The following is a 16,830-nucleotide window of genomic DNA, read 5'->3' as shown; positions in this document are numbered from 1 at the left end:
AAGGGTCAGTTATGCCTAGTAACGCGTTTTTAGGAGTATTTGCTAAATCTCCTATTAAGCCAATTGAAGAGCATATAAAAATAGTCCATCAAGCCAGTGCGGCTTTGATCCCATTTTTTAACCATGTCTTCAAAGGGGAGTGGACAGAAGCGGATGCAATTCGCATTGAAATCCGCAACCTAGAGCGTGAAGCAGATGAACTAAAGCGTGAAGTACGCTTACATTTGCCTCGTGGTTTATTCATGCCAGTAGAACGGACTGACTTACTGGAACTTATCACCCACCAAGATAAGATAGCCAACAAAGCGAAAGATATCGCAGGTCGCGTTATCGGTCGTGAAATGGTCATCCCTGAATCCATTCAAAAAGATTTTCTTGCTTACGTCACTCGCTGTGTGGACGCAACTAAACAAGCATCAGAAGCGATTAATGAGTTTGATGAACTGCTTGAGACAGGCTTTAGAGGCCGTGAAGTCACTTTAGTTGAAAAAATGCTAGTTGAGCTTGATGCCATCGAGCAAGATACCGACGATATGCAAATTAAAATTCGTCGAGAGTTACGCGCTGTTGAAAGCGAGCTTAACCCAATTGATGCGATGTTCTTATACAAGATCATCGAATGGGTCGGTGGGCTTGCAGATATCGCAGAGCGCGTTGGTTCACGTCTTGAGCTGATGTTAGCTCGTTAATAAAAATCGATCTTTTAAAATAAAGTAAGGTTTCTTATGGATATCATTGCATCCTACGGCACAGTATTGGTTTTAATTGCCGCAGCAGTTGGTTTCTTTATGGCTTATGGTATTGGCGCAAACGATGTTGCGAATGCTATGGGTACTTCGGTAGGTTCAAAAGCACTTACCATCAAACAAGCAATTATCATTGCTATGATCTTCGAATTCGCTGGTGCTTATCTTGCTGGTGGTGAGGTAACATCAACGATCCGAAAAGGGATTATAGATTCAACTCCTTTCATTGATATTCCTGAACTAATGATACTGGGAATGATCTCTGCACTTTTTGCTGCGGGTAGCTGGTTATTGATGGCCTCAATGTTAGGTTGGCCGGTATCTACGACGCACTCAATTATTGGTGCAATCATTGGTTTTGCGCTAGTTGCTGTAGGCAGCGAAGCAATTCAATGGGGTAAAGTTGCAGGCATAGTTGGGAGCTGGATTGTCACCCCAGCCATCTCTGGCTTTATTGCTTATCTCATTTTTATGAGTGCCCAAAAGCTCATTTTTGATACCAATAAGCCATTAGAAAATGCCAAACGCTTTGTGCCTATTTACATGGGTCTAGCGGGCTTTGTTATGTCTTTGGTTACGATCAAAAAAGGTCTTAAGCATATTGGTATCAAGCTCGGCACATTCGAAGGTTTTGCGCTTGCTATCGGTATCGCTATTATCATTGCTATTATCGGTAAGATTGCGATTTCTAAGCTGAAAATGGATCCCAATGCAGACAAGCAAATGCAGTTCAATAATGTTGAAAAAGTATTCGCTATCCTTATGGTACTAACAGCATGTTGTATGGCATTCGCGCATGGTTCGAATGACGTTGCTAACGCAATTGGTCCATTAGCTGCTGTGGTAAACATTGTTGAAAACGACGGTGAAATTGCTAAGAAAGCGGCCCTAGCTTGGTGGATCTTACCACTAGGTGGTTTAGGTATTGTTGCGGGTCTTGCGATCCTTGGTAAGAAAGTTATCAAGACTATCGGTGAAGGCATCACGCATCTTACTCCTAGCCGTGGTTTCGCAGCTGAACTTGCTGCTGCTTCAACAGTAGTAATCGCATCAGGCACAGGCCTACCAATCTCTACAACTCAAACCTTAGTTGGTGCGGTATTGGGTGTGGGTATGGCACGTGGTATTGCGGCATTAAACATGGGTGTTATTCGTAACATCGTAGTTTCTTGGGTAATTACATTGCCAGTTGGTGCTGCCCTTGCTATTGTTATATTCTATATTTTGAGATTAGTGTTCGGCGTATAAAAATAAACCGCACTTTTCAAAAAGACAGACTTTTAGCTTGAAAAGATCTCAACACCTTTGGTGTTGGGGTCTTTTTATTTGTGCTGTTGAAAATTAAGAGTAAAGCTTGTGACGAATTTACCTAGTATCAAACAACTACAATACCTTCTTGCGGTGCATCAGCATCAACATTTTGGTCGTGCAGCGGAAGCATGCTTTATTGGTCAATCGACGCTAAGTAGCGCGATACAAAACCTTGAAGAGACATTAGGATGTCAGCTAATTGAACGCGAAAATCGCAGCCTAATGTTTACCGATATTGGTGAGGAAGTGGTTGAACGAGCGCGGAAAATTATCGACGACACCATGAGCGTTAAAGAGCTGACTAAAAGCTATAAAAATCCATTATCTGGTAAGTTGACGTTAGGGATCATTCCCACCATTGCGAGTTTTATTGCCGCGCCACTTTATCAGGCGTGCAAAAAAGAATTTGCAGCGCTTAATTTGGTACTGGTTGAAGATACCAGTGATAACTTACTGGATAAGTTAGAGCATGGGCATATTGATATGGCCATGTTGGCGCTGCCATATAGAACCGATAAGTTTCATACACAGGTACTTGCAAAAGATCATTTTAGTTTGGTTCGCCATACAGAGTACAGCGTACCAGAGCCGATAGAGGACTTTAACTTGTTACCTGAGCAAAGTGTATTTTTACTCGAAAAAGAGCACTGTATGACGGGGCATGCTCTTAGCGCTTGTCACCTGAACCGTAGCGCGTGCATTAATCCATTCGAGGCGGCAAACCTACATACTCTATTAAGTATGGTGGAATATAAAAATGGCGTAACGTTTTTACCTCAAATGGCGATCAATGCTGGGATTTTGGAAGGTAAACCTTTAGTGGCTATGCCACCACAAGATCATGCATATCGTGAGATTGGCTTGATCTGGCGTCGTACTACCGGGCGGATCAGAGATTTTAGACTGTTTAGCGACTTTGTTGGTGGCTACATCAGTGGCCAATGTCAGTCGCAGTAATGATGACGAAAGCAGCACCTTAACGGTGCTTTTTTTTCAAAAAATTTTCCCGTCTGAACAACTTTTTTTGCGCCCGCTACGATTAATAGTTAGTGAGTAGATTGGATGAGTGAACTGCGTGTTTTTTAATAGCGAAAAACAATTAATAAAAAGAGCACTGCAAGGTAATCAAGGAGCATGGTCAAAGCTTTGCGCCCAGCATCATAGTCGTGTGTATAACCAATGTTTGAGGCTGGTTGGTAATCCGCAAGACGCGCTAGATATTGCTCAAGATGTATTTTTAAGTATGTATCGAAATCTGCATACCTTTAATGGTGATGCTAAGTTCTCAACTTGGGTATTTAAAATCACCCATGCAAGGATAGTGGATCACATGCGAAAACATAAGTTTGAATCGATTGAAGGTAAAGAACCTGAGACGCCGCAACACGGACCTGACAGCAAAATAGCGCAACAACAAAGTAATGAAGAGATATATATCGCGCTGAAACAACTACCATTTGAGCAGCGCATTGTCGTGGAGCTAAAGTTTTTCCAGCATTACACCTTTGATGAAATTGCGCTGCAGCTTGAGTTATCAAGTAATACGGTGAAGGCTAGGCTATACAGTGCGTTAGGTAAGATGAAAGGGCAACTAGAGGTGCAAAATCATGGCTAAATTAGCACACTTATTTGAGCAGTGGTTAGATGGCAAAGTGCTGTCTGAGGCAGAGTTGGCTGAACTTCAGGCAGATAGTGAATATCGAGAAATGATGAGTGCAGCCACTACTTGGCAACAGCGTGCCGCTAGATTCGAAGAGCAAGCGCCACCCTCACAGCTCACTTTGCAGCACCAAACTCGCGCTTGGCCAGTGGCTGCCGTTGCTGCTTGGCTGGTTGTTGGGCTTGGTGTATCAGGACTTTGGTTACAGAACTTAGGCTTACATCAGCAGTTGAGTGTTCAACAAACACAACTGGCACAGCAGCAAAGCGCTATGCAGGCCATGCTTGCAAAACTTGATGAGACTAAGCCAATAGATCAAGCTACGCTTGCTAAGTTAGCAACGCAAGTGGTTGAACAAAATCGTAAAGAGCGCAGTTTGGCAATGAATAATCTCGTTGATCTGATCCAAGCACAAAGAGCGCAAGATCAAGCCCTACTTAGGCTGCAATTGAATGAATTGGCAGAGCAAGTAGAGCAAACACCGACACAAAATTTAGCACAGTATCGAGGTAAACCATGAAGTTAATTCCACTTTGTTTTGGCGCTGTTGCAGCCATTGCTACAAGCTTTGCTCAGGCCCAAGTTGTTGATGAAGCGCTAAAGCGTGAGGTTGCTATTTTTGAGCGGGTATTAATGAGTGCATTACAGCATGACACACAAGATCAAGTTCGTAGTGTTTCTGGCTATTATTTAAAAGATCAGGGAGTTGTGTTTGAACTGGCATTAAAACGTCGGCATCGTTTAGAGTGGATCTCTCATATCGACAATCTCGATGATGTGGCTGCAATAGGGGAGTTTGAACTGCCGGAATTTGATATGGACATCGCGGAGATCGAGATTTCACAGCCGATAGCTGAAGCTTTCTCTCAAGCTTATTCGGATGCTGCTGAGAAAGTGAGAGCAGGAGCCGAAAAGGTCCGCGAAGCCGTAGAGCAAGAAAGAGAGAATAGAATTCAATTGAGGGAGCTTGAACGCCAAAAAGCGGAGCTGGAGTTTGCGAAAAGGCACGAAAGTGATGATCAAGTAAAAGAATTTACGGAGTCATTGAGAGAAGTTGAGAAGCGCATAGAAAAGCTTTCACTTAAGGATTCGGAATTAAAAGACCTGAAAGATAAGCTGAAAGCGAGCCTTGAGGCTTCGCGGGTCAAACGCGCGAAGGAGAAAGCGGAAAAGCAGCAGGCGCTTGAAAAAATGCTAGTAACCAGCCTAGCTCGAAGTTTATGCGACTATGGTGCGGGTTTAAGAAGTTTGCCTAGAAATGAGCATGTAAGCTTTATTTACAGTGAGCTTAGTAATCCAAACAATAAACAGGTATTTGTTTATCCAAAATCCTTAGTGCAGCAATGTGTTAAAGGTGAGAAAACGGCTAAAGAGCTAGCCGAGACAGTAACTAGCTATCGCTTTTAGTTAATCTAAGCTTGGGGTAAAAGTGTTTCTTTGAGGTTAGGGACGCAAAGTGATAACGCAAAAAACAGCATGATTACATGCTGTTTTATTTATAAAGGAACTTACACTAGTAAAGGAACTACACTTGCTTGTATTAAGCCTGCTCTATATTTTTTGCAGTAGTTAAATTTGGTAAAAAGAGTAAGTAAACCCAAACCACTAGATTAAAGTAGGGTAGCAAACCGAGCCCTGTGAACAATTTTACCGGATACCCTTTAGTGTTGGCATAGCGGTAACATTGATACGCGATGAGCAAGTTTGCAAGTAGTAAAAATAGTGATAATGACAGCATAATTTACCCCTTGAAGTCCATAGCAAGATGTAACTCAATCCTTTGAATGTCTATAAAATTAAGGTGTTACCTTAAAATTTGGTGACATTTTAAACTGATATCTTTAATTATAGTGGACTTTGCAAGAAGTAAAAGTAACCTTTAGTATAAAAATGTTACTACGCTGTTTTTAGAGATAAAATAGTTTTTGCACTGCTCGCTAGTTGTTCAATAGGGAGCGGTCTAGAGATAAAGTAACCCTGTCCATAGTCCACACCTATTTCCTTAAGTTGTTGAAATATTTCTTTGTTTTCGACATATTCGGCAACTGAACACTTATCTAATGAGTGACTAATATCGTTTACAGCTTTGACCAGCGCCAGGTCAATTGGGTCGTTGAGCATGTCTCGAACAAAGGAGCCATCTATCTTAACATGCTGCGCGGGTAGCTGTTTTAGGTAGCTAAAAGTGCTGAAGCCTGTCCCGAAATCATCAATAGCGAAATGACAGCCAAGATCGTTCAGGTTTTTGATCATCGTCTGGGTAGCGTTAAGATTGTTAATACTGGCAGATTCAGTGATCTCAAAAATAACGCGATTAGCTGAAACTTGATGCTCTTTTAAGCAGGCTTGAATGTGTGGCTGCAGTCGTTCATCTAAAAATGAATGAGCAGATAAATTAATCGCCACTTGGCTCAAAATCTCATGTTCAGCCAGTGCTTTAATGGCTGTTCTGATCACGCATTGATCCATCAAAAATGTATCATTAAGTAGCTCTAATGCAGGAATAAACTGATTTGGGTATATTGTCTCACCGTTGATCTTTAATCTAAGCAGTGCTTCGTAATAGGCTATTTGTTGTTTTTTGAAATCCCAGATCGGTTGATAGTGGAGTTCTATGCTGTCGTTTTGAAGCGCTTGCCTAACACTATGGCCCCATTCTAAACCGGTTTGCAGTGTCTGGTTTTGTTCATCTTCTTTGTTATAACAATGAACTAAGTTGCGGCCGAGATTCTTGGCAATATAAAGGGCTATGTCAGCTTGTTTCAAACACTCACTGGGATCCGCATTTTCATTGGTAATTTGCGTTAATCCGATAGAACAACTGAGAGAGTATGCATTGTCTTCAAAGTGAAATTTATGTTCTTCGATAGCCATGCAAATACTTTCAGCGCACATATGAGCGTCGAGTAAATTGGTGTGCTTAAGCAGTACAGCAAATTCGTCTCCACCAATACGGAAAGTGAGATGCTCTTCGCCTATTTTGTCGCCAAACAACTCAGATACTTCTTTGAGTACGATATCTCCTTGCTGATGGCCTTTACTGTCATTGATGATCTTAAAGTGATCTAAGTCGATGTAAATTAGCGCGTGTTCTATCTCTTCTGCAGACTTTACTTCATTGCACAGCTGATTTAATTGCTGGTCAAAATAGTAGCGGTTGTGTAAGCCGGTAAGCGTATCATGCAGTGCTAAGTGTCTGAGTTGTAGTTCAGCTTGCTTGCGCTCGTGAATGTTATCGAGAGTTGCAGTTATTGCGACCGAACTTGAGGTATTCTTGATAAGTTGCAGGCGGCACTCGACCCACACTAGATGTCCAGCTTTATGGCAGAGCTGCAACTCGACTTGCGCATGTTGCCTTACCCCACTTTGAATTTCTCGAATGACTTTGTTGAAAGTTGCAAGTTCATCTTTGGCAATGTAGTTGCTGAGTTGAGTATTGAGGCTCGACTTAATACCAAAGCCCGAGAGATATTCCCATGCTGGATTTATAAAGCGGATCGCACCTTCCAAATCCAATTCGACGACTACCGTTCTGAGGTGCAGTAAGATCCTTTGGTGCGCAGAAAATAAATCTTTATAGCGACTTTCACTGCGACTGAGTTGCTCAACTTTATTAGCAAACTCAGCATAGCTCACCATAAAGTCTTCTCGCCGCGCCGCATGGTCGCATACCTTGCTTAAAAAGGGCATGTCGTATGGCGCTCGAACAAAGTCGGTAACACCCAACAATAATAGTTGTTCGGCATGGTCGGCATCGCGTTTGTCAATAATGGTTACAATGGCTTGGCTTGGACGATGTTTGAGAATACTTTCGACTAAGCTTTCTGCGGAACCTGACAAGTTAGACGTAGTGTCCATTAAAACAATGGCATAGTGATCTTGTAGAAATAGTGATAAAGCGCTGGCCGCCGAGCTTACATGTGTGCAAACGAAATTGTGCGATAAGTGCTCACATATTTTTTGCGCACGTTGTTGGTTGGGCTCTAACAACAGTAAGTTGAGGCGGCTGCTTTTATCTAAATGCGTTGACAACACATTGGCCAGAATTTGCGGCAACATGTCTTGACGCTCAAATGGCAGCACGGCATCAATACTGTAGCTACGGGCGGTGGTTTCGGCTATTCGTTCACAATAAGTTGGCGGAATAAGTACAATGGGGGTGTTTTTGGGCGTTGCCAGCAGACCTGAGCGGATCATGCGAGAGAATCGCCAGCCGTCAATTTTGCCAACATCCAAGCCGGTGATCACTAAATCGACAGCTTGCGTCTTCAATAAGCTTAGGGCATCTTGAGAGTCGGACTTGGCAATGATAGTAAAGACATCTAATGCACTAAGAGTTTTAGTCAAGGTTTGACGCTCGTGAGCACTGGCGTTAACAATGAGCAACGTTAGTTGTCTAGACACAATAAAAAAACCTCACCAGATACTGCGACACAATCATTGGGCTTATCTTAAAGTTAGCAAATCGTACTTAACCGCCGCTTGATAATAATCAAACAGTGACGCGAACTTTGCTCGGAAATCATAGCCGATAGCGATAAGTTATTGTTTAAACGTAAAGAATAAAGAACGCACTAAACAAAGGTGCACACCGTACAAAATTTTACATGGTGATTACCGTTTTAGACTCGCTAGGTTAAAGGTATTTACGCAAGGTTACAAGCACTTGATTTCGCCAAAACACCGCACTAGACTTGGCGCACTTTTAGAAATGAGGCCTTTCCATGCGCGTAGCAGACTTTAGTTTTGATCTTCCTGATGAGTTGATTGCCAGACACCCAATGAAGGAACGCTCTAGCAGTCGTCTTCTTACCTTAAATGGCAATAGTGGTGAAATAGAACACAAAGTATTTAGAGATATTTTGGCACTTATTAATCCAGAAGACTTAATCATCTTTAATAACACTAAAGTTATTCCTGCTCGTATGTTTGGTCAAAAAGCCAGTGGTGGAAAACTCGAAGTACTGGTTGAGCGCGTCGTAGATGAGCGAACTGTGCTTGCTCACGTAAGAGCGAGCAAGTCGCCAAAACCTGGTACTAAGATTGAGCTTGAAGGCCAAGCAACCGCAGAGATGGTTCAGCGCCATGGTGAATTATTTGAGTTGAGATTTGAGGGCGAAGAAAATGTATTGGCTATTTTAGATAAAATTGGCCATATGCCTTTGCCTCCTTATATCGACAGACCGGATGACGAAGAAGATAAAGAGCGTTATCAGACGGTGTATGGTGAGAAACCTGGCGCAGTCGCTGCACCTACCGCTGGACTGCACTTTGATGATGAATTGATGGCCACGCTAAAAGACAAAGGTGTTGAGATGGCCTTTGTTACTTTGCATGTGGGCGCAGGTACGTTCCAGCCAGTGCGAGTCGATTCGGTGGAAGAGCATGTTATGCACTCAGAATATATCGAGGTCTCAGCCGAAGTCGTGGAGGCAATCAAAGCGGCAAAAGCCAGAGGAGGACGCGTCATCGCGGTAGGTACTACGTCGGTGCGCTCACTTGAGTCTGCGGCTAAAGCAAACGGCGGTGAAGTAGCTCCACTTTACGGCGATACCGATATTTTTATTTATCCGGGCTACCGTTTTAACGTGGTAGATGCAATGGTGACTAACTTTCACTTACCAGAATCAACGCTAATCATGTTAGTGAGTGCGTTTGCAGGGCAACAGCATATTATGAAGGCCTACCAAACCGCAATTGAGCAAAAATACCGCTTCTTTAGTTACGGTGATGCGATGTTCTTGCAAAAGCAAGATAAGTAACTCACGCCATACAACTATTTAAATGCCCAGTGTTGCTGGGCATTTTGCGTTTTATGGCTGTAAAGTTGCAAGCTCGATATGGACTTTGTGTTTTTTATCCCAATATTATACCAATTAGTCTTAACGCTTGCTCAATTTGAAGGAGTAAATCTGACGCTAACTGCGTTAAAAATTTCTTATTTAGAGCAACTAAATATCAAAATTTTTGCCTTGTTATCGACAAGATTTTCTCGCCTCAAAATAGAACACTTAATTAAGATAATTGGTATTAGAATTGCGCTAGTAATCTTGGTAGAATCGAAAGATCACTGCCCTAAGCATTGGCTTAGCACGTTTTTTAGTCAAAGTTGGACTGTTTTTCCGACAACGAGGTAACAATGAAATTTGAATTAGATAGCAAACAGGGTAAGGCTCGCCGAGGTCGCTTGATTTTTGACCGTGGTGTGGTAGAAACGCCTGCATTTATGCCTGTTGGTACTTACGGCACAGTAAAAGGCATGACCCCTGATGAGCTCAAAGAAACGGGCGCACATATCTGTTTAGGAAATACCTTTCACTTGATGCTAAGACCTGGCACAGAGATCATCAAACAGCACGGCGATCTGCATGATTTTATGAACTGGGATAAACCGATTCTGACCGATTCAGGCGGCTTCCAAGTATTTAGTCTTGGTGCAATGCGTAAAATTTCGGAAGAAGGTGTGTTGTTCAAGTCACCAGTTAATGGTGAGAAAATCATGTTGTCTCCAGAAAAAGCGATGGAAGTACAGCGCGACTTAGGGTCAGATATCGTGATGATTTTTGACGAATGTACGCCGTATCCAGCGACAGAAAAAGAAGCAAAAGACTCGATGGAGCTAAGCTTACGTTGGGCTAAGCGCTCTAAAGATGCACATGCTGACAATCCTTCTGCACTGTTCGGTATTATTCAGGGTGGTATGTACCCAGAGCTTCGTGCCGAGTCGCAAAAGGGTTTAGAAGAAATCGGCTTTGACGGTTATGCACTTGGTGGTTTATCGGTTGGTGAGCCTAAAGAAGACATGATCAATATTCTTGACCAATGTGCCTATAAAATGCCAGAAAACAAACCACGCTATTTAATGGGTGTTGGTAAACCAGAAGATTTGGTTGAAGCTGTGCGTCGTGGTATCGACATGTTTGACTGTGTAATGCCAACGCGTAACGCTCGTAATGGTCACTTATTTGTAACCGGTGGCGTGGTGAAAATCCGTAATGCAGCACACAAAACAGATACCAGTCCACTAGATGCGGAGTGTGATTGCCACACTTGTAAGAATTACTCTCGAGCGTACTTACATCACCTAGATAAGTGTAATGAAATTCTAGGCGCTCGACTCAATACCATCCATAACTTACGTTATTATCAACGTTTGATGGAAGGAATGAGAAATGCCTTATCTGAAGGCACATTTGATGAATTTGTCGAAGACTTTTATGCGCGCCGTGGCATTGCGGTGCCAGAGTTGGCTGACGTTGGTTTGACAGAAAATAATTAATTTATAAACGAGGAAGTGAAATGAGCTTTTTTATCTCAAACGCGCATGCTAGCACTGCTGCGGCAGCACCTGCTGGTGGTGGCATGGAAATGCTAATCATGTTAGGTATTTTTGGTTTGGTATTTTATTTTTTAATTTACCGTCCACAAGCCAAGCGTGTTAAAGAACACAAAGACCTAATGGGGGCATTAGGCAAGGGTGATGAAGTACTAACTCAAGGTGGACTAGTGGGTAAAATCACAAAAGTTGCTGATGACAAAGACTTTGTTGTAATCGCACTAAACGATCAAACTGAAGTGACAGTGCAAAAGTCAGCGGTTTCAGCTGTGTTACCTAAAGGTACAATGAAATCACTATAAGAATAACAATAAAGGGATAGCCCAGTGTTAAACAAGTATCCAATGTGGAAGTACTTACTTGTTCTCGCTGTGTTAGCTATCGGTATTCTTTATGCCACACCAAACTTGTATGGTCGCGATCCGGCCATACAAGTGTCTGGCACAAAAGGTGCTGATGCGACGCTCAGTGTATTAGATCAAGTTAACGAAACCCTACAAAAGAACAGCCTTGCCGTAAAATCTTCTGTGTTAGAAGACGGTCAAATCCTTGTTCGCTTCAAAAATGTTGAAGATCAGCTTAAAGCACAAGATATTTTGCGAAATAGCTTAAGTGATGATTACATTTCAGCAATCAATATGTCTCCGGCACAACCTGAGTGGTTAAAAGACTTAGGTGCAAACCCAATGAAGCTCGGTCTAGATTTAAGTGGTGGTGTTCACTTCACAATGGAAGTGGATATGGTCACGGCGATGGACAATGCACTTGAGCAAATGGAGCAAGATTTCAAGAGCGATTTACGTGATGAGAAATTGCGTTATCGTGCTGTTCGTCGTGTTTCTAATACTGAACGTGTACAAGTAACGATGCGCTCGGAAGAAGATAAAGACGCGGCAATGAGCTTCTTGAGAAAACGTTACCCGGGTAACGACTTTATCAATGATAGCAGCGATAGCCTCGCTTTCTTCTCAAGCCTTAGCGACCTTAAATACAAAGAGCTGCGTGAATACGCTATCAAGCAAAACGAAACTATTATTCGTAATCGTATTAACCAACTGGGTGTTGCTGAACCAAATGTTCAACGTCAAGGTGGTGAGCGCATAATTGTTCAACTTCCAGGTGTTCAGGACACGGCTCGTGCGAAAGAGATCCTTGGTGCTACTGCAACGCTTGAGTTCCGTGAAGTAGACGAAAATGCCGACGTGCGTGCAGCAGCACAAGGCCGCATTCCTCCTGGCACAGAAGTGATCCCACATAAAGATGGCTATCCTGTTGTGCTTAAAAAGCGCGTTATTCTTGAAGGTACGCATATCACAGGTGCGCAATCTGGTATGGATGAATATCAGCGCCCTCAGGTGAATATCAAGCTTGATAGCAAAGGTGGGGCAAAAATGAATGCCTTTACTAAACGTGCTATCGGCAAACGTATGGCGACGGTTTTTATCGAGTACAAACCATCTGGCAAGAAAGATGAAAACGGCAAAGCGTTACCACCAATCAAAGTGGAAGAAGTGATTAACGTTGCCACGATTCAAGCGCGTTTAAATAGCTCTTTCCGTATTACTGGTATTGATAGCCCAGCAGAAGCACATAACTTAAGCTTGCTACTACGTGCAGGAGCACTGGTTGCGCCAATTCAAATCGTTGAAGAGCGTACTGTAGGTCCAAGCCTTGGTCAGGAAAATATCGAAGCAGGTATGACTGCGGTTGTCCTTGGTTTTGCTTTTGTTCTTGCCTTTATGCTGCTGTACTACAAAGGCTTTGGTCTGGTAGCAAACTTAGCGCTTGCGGCTAACCTCATCATGATTGTGGGTGTGATGTCGGTGATCCCAGGCGCGACGCTGACGTTGCCAGGTATTGCCGGTATCGTATTGACCGTCGGTATGGCCGTTGACGCTAACGTACTTATCTTTGAACGTATTCGTGAAGAAATTGCGGAAGGCCGCAGTCCGCAGCAAGCCGTTCACCATGGTTACGATAGTGCATTTAGTACGATTTTTGATGCCAACATCACGACTTTAATTGCTGCGGTGATCCTATTCTCTGTTGGTACAGGTCCAATTGCAGGCTTCGCGGTAACCTTAGCTATCGGTATCATTACCTCGATGTTTACAGCGATCGTTGGTACGCGTGCAGTTATTAATGCCATCATCGGTGGCAGACGTATCACTAAGCTATCAATCTAGGAGACGGACATGCAATTATTAAACTTAAAAGGCACTATCCGTTTTATGTCGGCAAGAAAGCTTTCCATGGCTTTCTCTGTTTTGTTGATCTTGGCTTCAATCGGCTCGTTTATGGTGAAAGGACTAAACTTTGGTTTGGACTTTACCGGTGGTACGGCAGTTGAAGTTGGATTTTCACAGCCAGCAGACTTAGCAAAGGTACGTAGTGTATTAGCCGAAAATGGTTTTGCCGATGCGTCTGTGCAACTTTTTGGTTCAAGCCAAGAGGTATTAGTGCGACTCGCCCCTCGTGGGGACGACGTGAAAGCTGAGGTATTAGGTAACCAGCTTATTGCGGCACTTAAACAAGCGGACGAAAGTGTGGTGATGCGCCGCATTGAATTCGTAGGTCCAAGTGTTGGTGAAGATCTCAAAGAGCAGGGTGGCTTGGCGATGCTAACCGCGCTTATCTGTATCTTGATTTATGTTGCTTTTCGTTTTGAATGGCGCTTTGCGGTAGGTGCTGTATTTGCACTCTTCCACGATGTTGTACTGACAATGGGTCTGTTTTCTATCTTAGGTCTGGAATTTGACTTAACGATTTTGGCGGCAATATTGGCGGTAATTGGTTACTCACTTAACGATACTATCGTTGTGTCTGACCGTATTCGTGAAAACTTCCGTAAAGTACGCATTGACGACACCTTAGAGATCATCAATATTTCACTGACACAAACGCTTAATCGGACACTAGTGACCTCAATTACGACTATCCTTGTATTGATTGCGCTATTTGTATGGGGTGGTCAAACCATTCATGGTTTTGCGACGGCCTTACTGTTCGGTGTATTTATCGGTACCTATTCTTCTGTTTATGTAGCGAGTTCAGTTGCAGTAGCAATGGGCGTAAGCAAAGAAGATTTGATCCCGGTAGAAGTTGAAAAAGAAGGTGCAGACCTAGACGCTATGCCTTAATCACAGAAATTGTTGTGATAATCGAAAGCGGCCTTTGTGCCGCTTTTTTGTTGTTTGTAAAACGTCATTTTATTGTTTCTAAAAAATGACAGTAGTATATAATGATAATCGTTATCAATAAAGGAGATACTTATGTACAAACTTGTGATGGCGGTTGGCGCATTAACATTAATAACCGCATGTTCTAAGCAACCTGAATTAGAACAACGCACAGAGTCCGCTCCCACGGAAGCAACCTCATCTTTGGCGCAATATAAAGCACAAGCCGAGACTTTACTTGCGGATATTCGTATCGAGAAAGATGCTGCTGCACTTGAAGCACAATCCGCCGATCTAGTGACTCTCTCTAAAACTTTGCTTAATGAGTTTGTGGCCAAGTATCCTCAGTGTCAGACTTATCTAGATGCCTTAGATAAAGCCGCTGATATCATTCCTACTTTACCACTTGAAGAGATCGAAACTGGCTATCACGCAGATGGCAAATTACCCAAGTTTGATGACCCTGTTTGCTACCACGCAAAAGATTTATTAGTGCATCCAGCAACTGTGCAAGCGATTGCGATGAAAGGGTTTAGCGGCGCTGAAGACTATAAGAGCGCAGAGATGGAAATTGTGGAAGTGATTGCACACTTTGATCAGGTAGAACGAGCGCTGAAGTAAGCGGTTGAAAATCATTCAATTGCAAATTGGGTACATTTCACCCGATTGACATATATCTGTCATACTCTGTTGCTACCGTGCGCGATTATACTTTTACAGTGAGTTTAATGCTGTGGATCCTTCGCGCACGTTAGTACTTAATACAATAATAAAAGAAAAAGCTGTATTTACTCTGTTTCAGCCTATCTACGATCTTGCGAAACGGCAAATCTTAGGGTTTGAAGCATTAAGTCGTGGCATGTCCGGCTCATTGTTGGAATCTCCAGACAAGCTTTTTGCGATTGCGAGTAAGCAGGAGCGTTTGTCAGAACTGGAGATTATCTGTCGTGAAGCCGCTATTAAGCAGTTCGTCTCACTCAACCTTCCTGGTAAGTTATTTTTAAACGTTAGTCCAAAAGCGTTACTTGATCCGAGCCACCCAAAGGGCGAAACCAGACATCTTACAGAAGTGTATGGGCTCGATCCCAAGCGTGTCGTCATTGAAGTGACTGAGCAAGACAAAGTAGATGACGCGAATCTGCTACTGACTACAATTACCCATTATCGAGAACTTGGGTTTCAAATTGCGATTGATGATTTGGGAGCGGGTTATTCTGGTCTCAAGAAGTGGTCGGAGTTATGCCCTGACTACGTCAAAGTAGACAGATATTTTATCGACCATTGTGACCAAAGTGTGGTGAAACGCGAGTTTTTAAAGTCCATTATTGAACTTGCTAAAGCCACTAGCACTCAAGTAATTGCCGAGGGAATTGAGCGAATTGAAGAGCTGAAGCTTATTGAGCAGCTCGGTATAGTGATTGCGCAGGGCTTCTTACTTGCTAAGCCTACTCGCAAACCTCCCACTGAACTCGCACTGTTTAAATCTTTACACACGGAATCCAAAACGGCCTTCAATCAATTTGAGCAGTCGATGGCAATCGGTTGGCTTGCCAAAGAGGCCAATGCTATCCATGAATGTACGCAATGTATCGATGCTCATAGGTTGTTTGAACAAGATCGTAAGCTAACCAGCCTTGCTGTGGTTAATGATGCTAGAGAGCCTGTAGGGCTGCTACACCGAGATCAACTGACTGAGGTCTTTGCGGCACCATATGGCCATGCACTCTTTGATAAGAAATCAGTGATTAAGTTGATGGATAAACAGCCGTTAGTGGTGGATGAGCAGCAAGAGCTTGATACGGTGAGTAAGCAAATAACCGACCATGAATTTGATATTCGACGTCATATCATTATTACTAGAGATGGTCGTTATCTTGGCTTAGCGCCCTTGAGAGACATACTCAAGCACATTACAGAAGAAAAAATTCGTCATGCTCAACATGCCAATCCATTAACCATGTTGCCGGGCAATGTCGCGATAAATGAGGCAATAGAGCAAAGGTTACGTTCACATCATGACTTTTCTCTTGCATATATCGACCTTAATCATTTTAAACAGTTTAATGATTTATATGGATATGCCAGTGGCGATAGCGTGATTAAGCTACTTGCCGAGGTGACAGTTGATGTATGTGCACAGAGCTCAAGTTTTGTTGGGCATATCGGGGGTGACGACTTTATGGTGGTGTTCGATAATAATGATGCAGAAGTGTTGTGTCATGAGATCATCACTCAGTTTGAGCTTAAATCAAAAGCCTTTTTTACTCCCGAGCATGTTAGTGCTGGCGGTTACTGGGCAACAAATCGTGAAGGGCAAAAGCAATTTGTACCTTTACTCACTTTATCGATTGGTTTAGTGAGACCAGATTTACAACACTGTATCAATTCGCACCAAGTTGCAGCTTTAGCAACGGATGCTAAGAAAGAAGCAAAGCGCTATCGTAATAGCTATTTATTTGTATGTAACCGTCGCAAGCCGACAGTATCGACTGTACGATTGGAAAATGCAGGTTGACTATATTTTTAATTACGCAATAGTAATAGCAATCCGTAAGAATACTCTTGATTGTAGTATTGTTTCCCCTAAAAGAGGGTTGT

The 16,830-nt window shown here is 42.9% G+C and carries 15 protein-coding genes; 13 read left to right on the top strand and 2 right to left on the bottom strand.

Features of this window, described 5'->3' with window-relative positions; translation table 11 throughout:
* Nucleotides 1-11 precede the first annotated feature (11 nt).
* From BB427_RS15940 to BB427_RS15915, 6 genes are all read left to right on the top strand, one after another.
* Nucleotides 12-689 (top strand): TIGR00153 family protein, encoded by a 678-nt coding sequence (locus tag BB427_RS15940; RefSeq protein ID WP_010607159.1) that lies wholly within the window; start codon nucleotides 12-14, stop codon nucleotides 687-689.
* Between the two features lie 36 nt (nucleotides 690-725).
* Complete coding sequence (locus tag BB427_RS15935; protein WP_017218447.1) at nucleotides 726-1,994, top strand: inorganic phosphate transporter; 1,269 nt, start codon at nucleotides 726-728, stop codon at nucleotides 1,992-1,994.
* A gap of 108 nt (nucleotides 1,995-2,102) precedes the next feature.
* Nucleotides 2,103-3,014: a hydrogen peroxide-inducible genes activator gene (locus BB427_RS15930; RefSeq protein WP_039492743.1), complete on the top strand. Its 912-nt coding sequence runs from the start codon at nucleotides 2,103-2,105 to the stop codon at nucleotides 3,012-3,014.
* A 118-nt stretch (nucleotides 3,015-3,132) separates the two neighbouring features.
* Nucleotides 3,133-3,672, top strand: coding sequence for an RNA polymerase sigma factor (locus tag BB427_RS15925; RefSeq protein ID WP_039492741.1), 540 nt, complete (start codon nucleotides 3,133-3,135; stop codon nucleotides 3,670-3,672).
* On the top strand, nucleotides 3,665-4,237 hold the full coding sequence (locus tag BB427_RS15920; RefSeq protein WP_069021841.1) for a hypothetical protein: 573 nt from the start codon (nucleotides 3,665-3,667) through the stop codon (nucleotides 4,235-4,237). Before BB427_RS15925 ends, BB427_RS15920 begins: the two co-directional genes overlap by 8 nt.
* Nucleotides 4,234-5,124 carry a hypothetical protein gene (locus BB427_RS15915; RefSeq protein WP_045990383.1) on the top strand — a complete coding sequence of 297 codons (891 nt, stop codon included), beginning with the start codon at nucleotides 4,234-4,236 and terminating at the stop codon, nucleotides 5,122-5,124. The genes BB427_RS15920 and BB427_RS15915 overlap by 4 nt, the downstream gene beginning before the upstream one ends.
* Nucleotides 5,125-5,257: 133 nt before the next feature.
* Here the strand turns inward: BB427_RS15915 and BB427_RS15910 are convergent, their stop codons facing one another.
* Together BB427_RS15910 and BB427_RS15905 are read right to left on the bottom strand one after the other, a co-directional pair.
* Complete coding sequence (locus BB427_RS15910) at nucleotides 5,258-5,455, bottom strand: hypothetical protein (protein ID WP_010607165.1); 198 nt, start codon at nucleotides 5,453-5,455, stop codon at nucleotides 5,258-5,260.
* Between the two features lie 158 nt (nucleotides 5,456-5,613).
* The gene (locus BB427_RS15905; protein ID WP_017218450.1) at nucleotides 5,614-8,121 is read right to left on the bottom strand and encodes a two-component system response regulator; all 2,508 of its coding nucleotides are present in this window, start codon (nucleotides 8,119-8,121) and stop codon (nucleotides 5,614-5,616) included.
* Between the two features lie 320 nt (nucleotides 8,122-8,441).
* On the opposite strand from BB427_RS15905, the gene queA reads away from it, so the two are divergent.
* From queA to BB427_RS15865, 7 genes are all read left to right on the top strand, one after another.
* Nucleotides 8,442-9,479, top strand: coding sequence for a tRNA preQ1(34) S-adenosylmethionine ribosyltransferase-isomerase QueA (gene queA / locus BB427_RS15900; protein WP_069021840.1), 1,038 nt, complete (start codon nucleotides 8,442-8,444; stop codon nucleotides 9,477-9,479).
* Between the two features lie 377 nt (nucleotides 9,480-9,856).
* On the top strand, nucleotides 9,857-10,996 hold the full coding sequence (tgt, locus tag BB427_RS15890) for a tRNA guanosine(34) transglycosylase Tgt (protein ID WP_010374167.1): 1,140 nt from the start codon (nucleotides 9,857-9,859) through the stop codon (nucleotides 10,994-10,996).
* A 20-nt stretch (nucleotides 10,997-11,016) separates the two neighbouring features.
* Entirely contained in the window at nucleotides 11,017-11,355 is a 339-nt protein-coding gene (gene yajC, locus BB427_RS15885; protein WP_010374166.1) for a preprotein translocase subunit YajC, read from the top strand.
* A gap of 24 nt (nucleotides 11,356-11,379) precedes the next feature.
* The gene (secD, locus tag BB427_RS15880) at nucleotides 11,380-13,239 is read left to right on the top strand and encodes a protein translocase subunit SecD (RefSeq protein ID WP_069021836.1); all 1,860 of its coding nucleotides are present in this window, start codon (nucleotides 11,380-11,382) and stop codon (nucleotides 13,237-13,239) included.
* 9 nt (nucleotides 13,240-13,248) lie between these two features.
* Nucleotides 13,249-14,193 (top strand): protein translocase subunit SecF, encoded by a 945-nt coding sequence (secF, locus tag BB427_RS15875; RefSeq protein ID WP_039492733.1) that lies wholly within the window; start codon nucleotides 13,249-13,251, stop codon nucleotides 14,191-14,193.
* A 132-nt stretch (nucleotides 14,194-14,325) separates the two neighbouring features.
* Nucleotides 14,326-14,853 (top strand): hypothetical protein, encoded by a 528-nt coding sequence (locus BB427_RS15870; RefSeq protein ID WP_069021834.1) that lies wholly within the window; start codon nucleotides 14,326-14,328, stop codon nucleotides 14,851-14,853.
* Between the two features lie 112 nt (nucleotides 14,854-14,965).
* Nucleotides 14,966-16,747 (top strand): bifunctional diguanylate cyclase/phosphodiesterase, encoded by a 1,782-nt coding sequence (locus BB427_RS15865; protein WP_017218453.1) that lies wholly within the window; start codon nucleotides 14,966-14,968, stop codon nucleotides 16,745-16,747.
* Nucleotides 16,748-16,830: the final 83 nt, after the last annotated feature.

Origin of the sequence: Pseudoalteromonas sp. BMB, from assembly GCF_001709235.1 — a bacterium.
GTDB classification, from domain to species: Bacteria; Pseudomonadota; Gammaproteobacteria; order Enterobacterales; family Alteromonadaceae; genus Pseudoalteromonas; species Pseudoalteromonas maricaloris.
Note: the sequence above shows the minus strand (reverse complement) of the source record. Positions and strands in the feature narration are given on the sequence as shown.